The sequence below is a fragment of the Microcystis sp. M165S2 genome, from assembly GCF_020245885.1.
Lineage (GTDB): Bacteria > Cyanobacteriota > Cyanobacteriia > Cyanobacteriales > Microcystaceae > Microcystis.
In genome coordinates, this window is the sequence record NZ_JADBTZ010000236.1 from 1 (window position 1) to 11,656 (window position 11,656).

10 protein-coding genes and 4 pseudogenes are annotated in these 11,656 nt (G+C 43.2%); 7 read left to right on the forward strand and 7 right to left on the reverse strand.

The window, feature by feature from the left end:
- A pseudogene (locus IM479_RS12035) lies at positions 1 to 388 on the reverse strand (RNA-guided endonuclease TnpB family protein); the annotation flags it as partial.
- A 113-nt stretch (positions 389 to 501) separates the two neighbouring features.
- On the opposite strand from IM479_RS12035, the pseudogene IM479_RS12040 reads away from it, so the two are divergent.
- Positions 502 to 1,253 (forward strand): annotated as a pseudogene (locus IM479_RS12040) (class II glutamine amidotransferase).
- A gap of 2 nt (positions 1,254 to 1,255) precedes the next feature.
- On the opposite strand, the gene IM479_RS12045 reads toward IM479_RS12040, so the two are convergent.
- A complete protein-coding gene (locus IM479_RS12045) occupies positions 1,256 to 1,984 on the reverse strand; it encodes an ABC transporter ATP-binding protein (RefSeq protein ID WP_287685572.1) in 729 nt (242 codons plus the stop codon).
- Between the two features lie 75 nt (positions 1,985 to 2,059).
- On the opposite strand from IM479_RS12045, the gene IM479_RS12050 reads away from it, so the two are divergent.
- Positions 2,060 to 2,749 carry a Uma2 family endonuclease gene (locus IM479_RS12050; RefSeq protein WP_287685574.1) on the forward strand — a complete coding sequence of 230 codons (690 nt, stop codon included), beginning with the start codon at positions 2,060 to 2,062 and terminating at the stop codon, positions 2,747 to 2,749.
- A 293-nt stretch (positions 2,750 to 3,042) separates the two neighbouring features.
- On the opposite strand, the gene psaC is transcribed toward IM479_RS12050, so the two are convergent.
- Positions 3,043 to 3,288 (reverse strand): photosystem I iron-sulfur center protein PsaC, encoded by a 246-nt coding sequence (gene psaC, locus IM479_RS12055; protein WP_002734319.1) that lies wholly within the window; start codon positions 3,286 to 3,288, stop codon positions 3,043 to 3,045.
- A gap of 251 nt (positions 3,289 to 3,539) precedes the next feature.
- On the opposite strand from psaC, the gene acs reads away from it, so the two are divergent.
- The 5 genes and pseudogenes from acs to IM479_RS12080 form a co-directional block, all read left to right on the forward strand.
- The gene (acs, locus tag IM479_RS12060; protein WP_287685575.1) at positions 3,540 to 5,510 is read left to right on the forward strand and encodes an acetate--CoA ligase; all 1,971 of its coding nucleotides are present in this window, start codon (positions 3,540 to 3,542) and stop codon (positions 5,508 to 5,510) included.
- A 554-nt stretch (positions 5,511 to 6,064) separates the two neighbouring features.
- Entirely contained in the window at positions 6,065 to 7,063 is a 999-nt protein-coding gene (locus IM479_RS12065) for a PDDEXK family nuclease (protein ID WP_287685577.1), read from the forward strand.
- Positions 7,064 to 7,150: 87 nt separating this feature from the next.
- On the forward strand, positions 7,151 to 7,396 hold the full coding sequence (locus IM479_RS12070) for a hypothetical protein (RefSeq protein ID WP_286825736.1): 246 nt from the start codon (positions 7,151 to 7,153) through the stop codon (positions 7,394 to 7,396).
- On the forward strand, positions 7,380 to 7,832 hold the full coding sequence (locus IM479_RS12075; protein WP_287685579.1) for an HNH endonuclease: 453 nt from the start codon (positions 7,380 to 7,382) through the stop codon (positions 7,830 to 7,832). Before IM479_RS12070 ends, IM479_RS12075 begins: the two co-directional genes overlap by 17 nt.
- 33 nt (positions 7,833 to 7,865) lie before the next feature.
- A pseudogene (locus tag IM479_RS12080) lies at positions 7,866 to 8,090 on the forward strand (DUF29 domain-containing protein); the annotation flags it as partial.
- A gap of 168 nt (positions 8,091 to 8,258) precedes the next feature.
- On the opposite strand, the gene IM479_RS12085 reads toward IM479_RS12080, so the two are convergent.
- The 4 genes and pseudogenes from IM479_RS12085 to IM479_RS12100 all read right to left on the reverse strand — a co-directional run.
- Positions 8,259 to 8,765 (reverse strand): DUF1269 domain-containing protein, encoded by a 507-nt coding sequence (locus tag IM479_RS12085; protein ID WP_287079036.1) that lies wholly within the window; start codon positions 8,763 to 8,765, stop codon positions 8,259 to 8,261.
- A gap of 97 nt (positions 8,766 to 8,862) precedes the next feature.
- Positions 8,863 to 9,480 (reverse strand): CP12 domain-containing protein, encoded by a 618-nt coding sequence (locus tag IM479_RS12090; protein WP_287685581.1) that lies wholly within the window; start codon positions 9,478 to 9,480, stop codon positions 8,863 to 8,865.
- A 90-nt stretch (positions 9,481 to 9,570) separates the two neighbouring features.
- Complete coding sequence (locus IM479_RS12095) at positions 9,571 to 10,761, reverse strand: glycosyltransferase family 4 protein (RefSeq protein WP_287685583.1); 1,191 nt, start codon at positions 10,759 to 10,761, stop codon at positions 9,571 to 9,573.
- A gap of 47 nt (positions 10,762 to 10,808) precedes the next feature.
- Positions 10,809 to 11,656, reverse strand: a pseudogene (locus tag IM479_RS12100) (RNA-guided endonuclease InsQ/TnpB family protein); the annotation flags it as partial.

The window sequence follows — 11,656 nt, forward strand, 5'->3', positions numbered from 1 at the left end:
CTTTTTTGTCTGTAAAGGTAATATGACGTTTATCTTTTGATAGCTTCCATCCAGATACTTTATACTCAACGGAACGAGAATGTTTTTTAAACTTAGGGTAGCCTTTCTTTCCTTTAACTTGATTTTGGCAATTATCGTAAAACCGAGTAATTGCTCGCAAGGTTCTTTCTACGGCAGTCTGGCAAGCATGGGAGTTTAAATCATCAACAAATTTAAACTCTTTCCTTAATGCTGTGTTGTACCGAAATAACTCTGTTTTGCCAACACCCTGATTATCCATCCAATAACGCAGAACTTTATTCCGAACAAACTGAGTTGTCCGTATTGCTTCATTAATGGCTTCTATCTGATTAGGTTTTGGCTTAACTTTGTATTCTAGTACAAACATTTTGACACTGCTCGACCTACTATCAATATCTTAACACAAAATTCTTTAAGTTGACTATACATATTTAAGCGGAGGGCGGGGCTTGTACCCAAATTTTCGGTCAACTTCTAGGCATGAATTGTAATGTCCCCACGGATATCTGTTTTTCCTTCGAGAGATTTTGTGCGCGGGGAGGAAAAACCGACGAACATCGAGACGGTTGGGGAATCGCTTTTTTTGAGGGTTTAGGATGTCGAACTTTTATTGATGTTAAACCCTCGATCGCTTCTCCCATTGCGGCATTAATTAAAAACTATCCCATCCATTCTACCAATGTTATCGCCCATATTCGCAAAGCTACCCAAGGAGAAATTAAACTAGAAAACTGTCATCCTTTCCGGCGTGAATTGTGGGGAAAATATTGGGTTTTTGCCCATAATGGTCATTTAGAAAATTTCTCACCGGCTGCGGGAGATTTTTATCAACCGGTTGGGGACACGGATTCGGAAAAAGCTTTCTGTTTAATTCTTAATACCCTGCGAGAGACTTTTCCCCAGGGCAAACCTTCCCTAGAACAACTTTATCAAGTCCTAAAAACTATCACAAACTCTATCGCTTGTCAAGGAATTTTTAATTATCTTTTATCCGATGGTGAACATTTTTTGCCCATTGTTCGACGAAATTAAGCTATATAATCCGTCAGTATCCTTTTGCCGCCGCTCATTTAATCGATGAAGATGTTAGCGTTGATTTTCAAGCTTTAGCTCGTCCGAGCGATCAAGTGGCAATTATTGCCACTACACCCTTAACTGATAATGAAGTTTGGACAGCGATTAATGCAGGAGAATTATTAGTTTTTCAGGAGGGTGCGGCAATTTTAAGTTAATCTTACCAGTTGTCACTTTGTCGAGATTTTTCTAAATCAATTAACTGAGTTTTTAGCCCTAACCAATCTAATTGATTGGTTAGGCAATCTGACCTGATTTTTCCCGCTTCTAGATAAATGACTCTCTCGGCAAATTCCTCTAAAAAATCCAGTTGATGATTGACCATAATTATCGTCATTGAACTTTGATTATTTAATACTTCTAATAACCTGGTGGCCGTTCCTGTATCTAGAGCAGAAGTGGGTTCATCTAATAACAGTATGCTCGGTTCTAACAGCAAGGCTCTGGTAATTGCCACCAATTGTCTTTGTCCTAAAGATAATTCTAACTCCCCGCGTTCAAACCACTGTTCGGGAATTTTTAATAGGGATGTCCAATGGTCAATTCTCTGATTAATTTCAGCAGGGGTAAGTTTTTTTAATTGCAAAGGATAAGCGAGGGCATCTCGAACAGTCATTCCTAATAATTTCGACTCTTGTGGCAATAAAACTATCTGTTGTCGCAGGGAAATAACCGGTATTTCCTTAATCGATTTACCCTGAAAATAAATATTTCCCGTGGTTGGTTCCTGCAAACGATTTAACAATCGCAAAAGAGTCGTTTTTCCTGCCCCAGATGCCCCGACAATAGCCAACTTTTCTCCTTGCTTGATGCTAAAAGTAATATCTTCTAACAGATAGGTGCTGGCCTGTCGGATAGCTAAATTTACTTGCTGTAGTTCTAAAATCAAGAGCGGTCTTTTCCTTACTTAGTTCAAGTTTATTATATAATAAAAATAGCCCAATGAGTTCGGCAGGTATTCCCCATGGTTAGTCAAGTTAACAAAACCGAGATTATCTATCCTGAGAGCGACGGTAAACCGATGGCAGATAATACTAAACAATTTAACTGGATAGTGACGATTAAGCAGAATCTCGACTGGTTATATATCGATGATCCCCAGGTATTTGTAGCGGGGGATCTGTTATGGTATCCTGTGGAAGGCCAGCCGAAAATTGCCGCCGCTCCTGATACGATGGTAGTATTTGGCAGACCGAAAGGCGATCGAGGTTCCTACAAACAATGGCAAGAAGATAATCTTGCTCCTCAAGTCGTCTTTGAGATTCTTTCTCCCAGTAATACCTCCATCGAAATGGCCAAAAAATTGCTATTTTATGATCGCTATGGAGTCCAAGAATACTACGTCTATGATCCCGATGATAATAGTCTAGAAGCTTGGCAGCGAATTGGTGACAGTTTAGACAGTGTTAGTGAGGTTAATAATTGGGTGAGTCCCCGTTTAGGCATTCGTTTTTACTTAACCGACGAGTTAAAAATTTATCGTCCTGATGGTACTCAATTTTTGTCCTACAGCGAAATTAATCAACTACTGGAGCAGGAAAAGCAACGGGCTGAAAATGAACACAAACGGGCAGAACAGGCCAATCAGCAGTTAGTAGAAATGGAGGAAAAACTGCAAAAATATCGGCAACTTTTTGGGGAATTACCTAACTAGGGTCTGCTGAAAAAGTTTTTCGGTGGGGGTTGGGGGTTGGGGGTTGGGGGATGGGGGATGGGGGATGGGTTTTACCAATTTTCAGGAAAAAAGTAGCTGAATTTTCCTCCCAATCACTCCTAGCTAAGGCACTTTTTGGGGGGAAAAAGTCTAAAAGCCTTATCCAACAAGGTTTTTAGATTTATTCAGCCCGGCCTAACTAGCGACGGGATTATAACAAAAAAAGAGGACAGGTTAGTCCTCTTAACAAGATTAGTTTTCGCTAAATATTAAACACAGAATGATTGCCAGGCCTAGTAGGCTAGACCCATACTGCGGGTGGTTTCTGCTCCGAGATAAACCCGAATGCTTAGGAAATCCGTCGGACAAGCCGTTTCGCAACGTTTACAACCAATACAGTCTTCAGTGCGCGGGGAGGAGGCAATCTGGGCAGCTTTACAGCCATCCCAGGGAACCATTTCCAGCACGTCGAGGGGACAAGCCCGAACGCATTGGGTGCAACCGATACAGGTATCGTAAATTTTAACGCTATGAGACATTGAATTATGACTCCTTACCGAGTGTTCTCCATGTTAAATTTCGGGTTTATCGGTTAGTTTACCTTACAGCGATCTGTTCATCGCTCGATCGGTGACATAACTTTAAACTCTGTAACACTTGGGGCCAAATGGCGATCGCTAGTCGGGGATCGGGTAATCCTAAAATAGCCTTAAAGAATTGCTTGCCGGGGTTACGGGGGGAACCGAAAAAGGTAATCTGGATCGCAAGATAATTTATTTCGTTTGCCAGTATGACAGAAATAGCGATCGAATCGATCCTACAGGAAAATCGGCTGTTTCCTCCCAGTGCCGAATTTTCTCAGAATGCCACAATTAAAAGCTTTGAAGAATACCAGCAACTCTACGCCAAAGCCAAGGCCGATCCCCCGGCTTTTTGGGCCCAATTAGCCGAAAAAGAATTACATTGGTTTGAAAAATGGTCAGAGATTCTTGACTGGCAGCCCCCCTTTGCTAAATGGTTCGTCAACGGCAAGATTAATATTTGTTACAACTGTATTGACAGACATCTCACGACATGGAGACGCAATAAAGCTGCCATTATTTGGGAAGGAGAACCGGGAGACAGCCGCACCATTACCTACGAACAGCTACACCGAGAAGTCTGTCAATTTGCCAACGCTTTAAAGGAATTAGGCGTAAAAAAAGGCGATGTGGTCGGAATTTATATGCCGATGATTCCCGAAGCAGCGATCGCTATGTTAGCCTGTGCCAGAATTGGCGCGCCCCACAGTGTAGTTTTTGGGGGATTTAGTGCCGATGCTTTGCGCGATCGTCTTAATGATGCGGCTGCTAAGGTGGTAATCACTGCCGATGGTGGTTTCCGCAAGGATAAAGTAGTTGCCCTCAAGGAACAGGTAGATCTGGCTCTAGCCGATAATAGCGCCCCCAGTGTGGAAAAAGTTCTCGTTGTCCAGCGCAGCAAGGAACCCATCAATATGGTTGCCGATCGCGATTACTGGTGGCATGATCTACAAAAACAGGTATCTGCTAATTGTCCGGCCGAACCGATGGATAGCGAAGATATGTTATTTATCCTCTACACCAGTGGTTCCACCGGCAAACCGAAAGGAGTCGTCCACACCACCGGCGGTTATAATCTCTACACCCATATCACCAGCAAATGGATTTTTGACCTGAAAGACACCGATGTTTACTGGTGTACTGCCGATGTGGGTTGGATTACTGGCCATAGTTATATCGTTTACGGACCTCTCTCCAATGGTGCAACCACGGTAATGTATGAAGGGGTTCCCCGTCCCTCTAATTTAGGCTGTTTTTGGGATGTAATTGAGAAATATCGCGTTAATATCTTTTATACTGCCCCCACTGCTATCCGCGCTTTTATCAAAATGGGTGAAGATATCCCCAATACCCGGGATTTATCCTCTTTGCGCTTACTGGGAACCGTGGGAGAACCGATTAACCCGGAAGCGTGGATGTGGTATCACCGGGTTATCGGTAAGGAAAAATGTCCGATTGTCGATACTTGGTGGCAAACGGAAACCGGGGGAATTATGATTACTCCCTTACCCGGGGCAATTGCCACCAAACCGGGGTCAGCAACCCTACCTTTTCCCGGTATTATGGCCGAAGTGGTGGACTTAGAGGGCAATCCCACCCACGCGAATGAGGGGGGTTATCTGGTGGTCAAATATCCCTGGCCCGGTATGATGCGAACAGTCTATAAAAATCCCGATCGCTTCCGCAATACCTACTGGGAACATATCGCCCCCAAAAATGGCCAATATCTCTATTTTGCCGGGGATGGTAGTCGTCAGGACGAGGACGGTTATTTCTGGGTAATGGGGCGCGTCGATGACGTGATGAGCGTTTCTGGCCACCGTTTAGGGACAATGGAGATCGAATCAGCTTTAGTATCTCATCCCGCGGTAGCGGAGGCGGCTGTAGTGGGACGACCGGATGAAATTAAAGGGGAAGAAGTCTATGCTTTTGTGACTCTCGAGGGGCATTATGAAGCGAGTCCGGAGTTAGCGCAAGCATTAAAGGATCACGTTGTCAAGGAAATTGGCATTATTGCTCGACCGGGAGAAATCCGTTTTACCGATGTGCTGCCAAAAACGCGATCGGGTAAAATTATGCGTCGTCTCTTGCGAACTTTAGCATCAGGTCAAGAGATTTCTGGTGATACTTCTACTCTAGAAGATCGATCGGTTCTGGATAAATTACGGCAAGGTGCGTAATTTAATTGCCGGTTTTTCCTAGTAGTTAGGGTGAGGAATTAAGAGTTAATCTTATCTCACTCTAACTAAAGTGATGCTCGGTGAACATATTTGCTCAAGCAGCAAAGCTATAACGGTTCTTCGTTACTTGGTATGGTTCGATCGGGCGGCATAAATCGACTAAATTCTTATCTGGCAAAAGACTTAATTGATTAGTTCGCTCTAGATCGAAAACAATTGACAAATATCGCAGCAATGTCTTTCTCTATAGAGTCCATTTGGTATCTTTCCCAAAATCATTACCCAGTATGGATTAGAGCGAATTAGCCAAAATACCTGTAATTCTTACCCGTGAAGCGTCACAAGAGAGATACCAAATAGGTTCTATAAGCAGATTAAATATTACTACCTATTGACAAATTAGTATATATGTTGTATGACGGGGTGATATACAGAAAGTTGACCCACATCGTTACCCCAGAGAGTGTTATATAGAAAGTTTTCGTATAATATGTAGTTAGCTGGCTTTCGTCCTGCCCCTCAATAGCAGCAGTTTTCTATCTTTAGTAGAGCCTATGCCCATCTACACTTTTAAGGACAAGCAACTTACTGAGGTTAAGAGCACTCAGTTTGGAGCAGAAGGGATTCAAGAGCGTAATGATCTTCAAGCGGCGTTAAGGGATAAAATTACGGTCATCTCTCCGGATACATTGGTTATTGCTGAAGAGTTCTCAGAGTGGACTGAGGGAGCTAGAAGGATTGACCTGCTCGGCATTGATAAGCAAGCAAATTTGGTAGTTGTCGAACTTAAAAGAGATGAAACAGGCGCTCATATGGAATTGCAAGCGCTGCGTTACGCTGCTATGGTTTCTACACTAACCTTCAAAAGGGCTGTTGAAATCCACCAGCAATATCTAGACAAACGCTGCATTGATAAAAGCGCTGAAGAAGAAATCCTCAATTTTTTGGGTTGGAGTGATTCCTTGGAAGAACAATTTCCCAAAGATGTCAGAATCGTCCTCGCCGCTGCTAATTTTTCTAAAGAACTGACTACATCAGTGATGTGGCTCAATAAGCGCGATAGTGATATTCGCTGCGTTCGTCTACAGCCTTATAGACTTGGTGAAGAGCTTCTGCTTGATATTGAGCAGATAATCCCCTTGCCAGAAGCGGAGGAATATCAGGTGAAAGTGCGAGAGCAAGCATCGGCTCAACGAGCTGCTGCCAGTTCTAGCAAAGACAAGACAAAATATCAGTTTCTTGGGAAAGACTATAATAAGCGCCAGCTTGTCCTGGCTATCGTTGCTCATTATCTCCAGACTCACCCGAATACAACCTTTGAGCAATTACGTCAAGTTTTTCCTGATGCGATTTGTCGGAATTTTGGTGTTGTAGCTCTGCTAGAAAAAGCAGAGTCTAAAGGAGGCGCAAAACGCTATTTCTTAAATGAGGAACAATTACTCAAAACTGGAGAGGGCGAAACCATTGCCGTTTGCAACCAGTGGGGAATTGATAACATTAGTCCAATCCTTGAAATTGCCAAGAGCCAAGGCTATCAAATAGAAGAACTGTAAAACCTTATCCGGCCTTGATTGGAGCGCGTTATACTATATATCGGTCACGAGGATTATTCTCTTTATAGAAAGCACGATAGAGGTCAAGTGGTTACAACTCTTAACAAGCCATCTTCTCTAATTCATGAAATCCAGCTGGAAAACCTGGGTAACTGGAGCTTATTCAAATTCAGTGAATCCCTTCAACTGCGAATGGAAAGCTTGTTGGAAAAGAAAAAAACTGATCAAATTACTCCTGATGAAATTGCTGAGTTAGATGCAATTGGGGAGTTAGATCGAATTTTTACCCATATTAATGCGATGCTTGCTGCTCAAAATGTCAATCAGTCATGAACTTAAGCAAGCAATTCGAGAACGGGCTAAATACATCTGTGAGTATTGTCATTCACCGGAGCGACTGAGTGCTAATCGATTTACCGTTGATCATGTCATTCCAAAATCTTTGGGTGGTTCTGATGAACTTGATAATCTCGCACTTGCCTGTCGTCGTTGCCATGAGAGGCGATACAACTTTGTAGCTGGCATTGATCCAGATACTCAGGAGATTGTTCCTATGTTCAATCCTCGCAAACAAAAGTGGGAAGAGCATTTCGTTTGGCTAAGTCAAGGCGTTGTTATAGAAGGAACTACGCCGATTGGTCGTGCAACTTGTCTTCGGCTTGATTTGAATGATAACCGTTATCCAGAAAACGATTCCATTCGAGAAACAAGACGTTTTTGGACACAAACTGGATTGCATCCTCCAGCAGATGATCCATGCCAAGCCTAAGCAGTGTTGTCGCCAGCCAGTTAACTTCACCGTTGGTTGGATTTCATCAATGATGGGCGATCGCAAATTCGTCGTAAGTTAGAGGATAGTCCCAGTTTAAGCAGTTATCCCGCGCAAATTTTGGACAAGGAATATACCAGAGCGCGTCGGGAAACCGCCAGACAAACAGGTTTAGTCCTTAGCATTTTTCCCGAGTTTTGTCCCTATACTATCGCGCAGGTGATAGAAGATTGGTTGCCCGGTGATAGCCTGGATTGAAGGTTAAATAATACTAAATCCGGTTATTAAAGACTGATTATCTATTCCCCCTTTTGCATGAGTGCCTGTCTTGATATGTAGCCTATACTCAAGGGATTTAGTATAAATTACCTAAAAAAGCAAAAAGGGAAATATATTCCCTTTTTCTGGCTTTTATGGACCCATATGCTAAACGATTTCGGGTTTAACACCTCTTTGGTCGAGAACTTTCTGTAATTCAGCTTCGTCGGTTTTGGTCAAAGAAGTGCGTAACACTTTACCTCCGTAGGGGGCCACTTCATCGAGGACCTTATCGGGGGTAACTTTTTGGACGAGAACAAAGAGAGCAGAGGTACTGGGCTGCAGGGTTTCTCCCAATTCCCGCATAAAATTGTCATCCACACCGATATCAGTTAAAGCACCTCCCAAAGCGCCACCAGCAGCACCGAGGACAGCCCCTAATAAAGGGGATAAAAAGAGCATTCCGATTAATAATCCCCAGAAACTGCCACTTGCCGCTCCTGCTGCCGTTAAATTGACCGCTTGCTTGAGTTTAATCTGGCCATCTTTGTTTTTAACCACTACGGCAGCATCTTCTAACTCGATGAGATGTTCCTGTTGCAGTTTAGCCAAAGTTAAACGAACTTCTTCTGCTTTAAATTCGTCCTCATAGGCGATGACAAATAGATCAGCCATAGTTTTTCCTCGATTATTAGTAAATAAAACCTTTATACACTACTTTTGCCGGATTAAAACGTTTGAGGTATCGGAGAATACCTCAAACCCATGGAGATTAGCTGTCATAAATACGAGCTTCAAAAGCATCGGGATTTTCTTGACAGTATTCCTCAAAATAGGTTTTTTCCGGTTTTTTAGCGCGTTGGTGTGCCAATTCTGCCTGTAATTCCTCAACAACATCCCAAGCTGCGGCACAATCGGGAGAATTTCCCCCTTTTTCAGCACATACTGCCCGGGCAATATCTCTAGCTTTGATAATCTCCGCTTCTAAATCAAAACTGCGGGGCTTTTCGACGGCGTTACCTTTATGGAGGATGTCACTAACAGATATAACACCGAGTAAATCACCTTTAATTACCGGTGCGAAACGAATACCGGTATTAGCAAATAAGCGAGCTACATATTCAACCCCGAGGTCGGGATTAATCACGATGCAGGGTTTGCTCATCACTTCATAGACTCGCACCTTTTGCGGATCTTGACCGAAAGCGACGACTTTATAGACAATATCGGTTTCAGTGATAATTCCGTAAGCATCTTCATCGTGACGACGATCAACAATGAGAGTTCTAATGTTCTTTTCTCTCATCAATTGTACTGCTTTGGCAACGGTTTCAGAACCTTTAATCTTGGCCACCTCCGTGGTCATAATTTCAGCTGCTTTCATAGTCATAGTTAGAGAAGTTAAGTTGTGCCTTTGTTATTTTAGGATATAAACTGACCCCTAATGCTGACGGCTGACGGACAAAAAACTGATCCCCTATTAACGCCATTCTACCAGTTGTCGTTCTTGGACAACCAAACCATATACTGTCTCGGTTTGACGGGCTAAATTCGCCCAATGAAAGCGTTTTTCTAGGTCTTCGTAGGCGTGATTAACTAATTTTTGAGCGTATTCGGGATGATTTAAAACCTCTAAAATGCCCCAAGCGAGGGAATCGGGATTATTGACCCGGGTGACAATTCCCGTTTGGCCATGACGGACAACTTCGGGAAAACCGCAGGTATCGGAAACTACCACGGGAACCCTAGCGGCGAAACTTTCCAAGGCGACAATACCAAAAGGTTCGTAAAGACTGGGAAAAACGGCACAATCGGCCACGGTTTGGAAGCGATCGAGGTTTTCATCGGACATAAAGCCCGTAAAATAACAATGATGCCAGATACCGAGATGCCAGGCCTGTTGTTTGAGTTTGTCGGTATTGCCGCCACCGATAATGACAAATTTAGTTTTAGCCCCAGTCTGAGCGAGGACTTTTGGGGCAGCGTTGAGTAACACCGAAACCCCCTTTTCAAAGGTCATGCGCCCGACGTAATAGACGATTTTTTCGTGATCTTCGGCATATTGACGACGAAAAGCTCGGTAATCAAAGTTAGGGTCTCTTTGCTTTTTCTCGGCCCGAATACCGTTATAAACCACATCGATTTTATCCCAGGGTGCGCCCAAAGCTCGATGGACTTCATGACGCATATAGCCGGTACAGACGATAACGCGCCAAGCATTATAGACGAGGGTTCCCTCTTTGCTGCCGATATAGCGTTGGGTGTCGGTGTGCAGTCCGTTATAACGTCCGTATTCCGTGGCGTGAATAGTGGCAATCAAGGGTATTTTAAAGAGATGTTTCATGGCGATGGCTGCATCTCCTACTAACCAATCGTGGGCATGAACAAGGTCAAATTTTCCGTATTCGGCGATTAGTTTGCCGCCCTGTTGCCCCATGCTGTTATTCATGTTGACCACCCAATGGAAAAAGTCATTGCCGGGGGGTACGGGGACGCGGTGGATGTGAATGCCTTCGACCAGTTCGTAACTGGGGGCCTGACCGAATTCGATCGTGATTAAATGGACTTCATGACCGAGTTTGACGATTTCGGGATAGAGTTCAGCGACATGACGGGCGATACCGCCCACTAATCGCGGTGGAAATTCCCACGCTAACACTAAAATCCTCATTTTTCCCTAACCTCGACCTGATTTAAGCTGTTGACATACTCCCACCGTCAAGCTACGCTGTGACGGGGGATTCTTGACCTATCACTATCGGAAATTCCTTGTTCAACGAGACAGCTTAGATTCTCAATGTCTCCACTGAAAACCTTTCTTACCGGACTCTCCCAAGGCGTTTGGGTCTGTTTCTGTTTGCCCAACAGTACCGTTGAGATGATTTCCCAAATATTGTAACCCTTTTTTTAGAATATTTATTGCTGCATTATGATCCCTATCTAAGACTGTTTTACAGTTAGGACATTGATGAGTTCTAGTACTTAATGTTTTTTGAACTCTTGTTCCACAAACTGAACAATCTTGGCTAGTAAAATGGGGAGGAACAGCAACACAAACAATCCGATAAATCTTGGCAAAAAATTCAAACCATTCAGTGAATTGATACCAAGAAGCATCAGAAATCGACTGGGCAAGCTGACGATTTTTGACTAAGTTTCTTACCTTTAAAGCTTCATAGACTACCAGATCATTAGACTGGACTAACGCCAAAGCGTCTTTAATTGCTTTGTCTTTACGTTGTCTTGACACTTTAAGGTGAAGCCTAGCTACTTTTATCCGTTGCTTGTGATAGTTGTTAGACTGTTTCTTTCCTTGACGAAATCGTTTTGATAATCTCCTTTGTGCTTTTTGAAGTCGTTTTTCTGACTTGCTTAAATAACGTGGATTTTCTACAGTATTGCCTTGAGCATCGGTATAAAATTCCTTTAACCCTAAGTCAATTCCTGTTATTTGTCCCGTTGGTTTATGGTATTCTTGCCGTTCTACGTCAATCAAAAACTGGCAATAATAACCGTCAGCACGTCTAACAACTCTTACCCGTTTAATCTGTTGTTCTGAATAATAA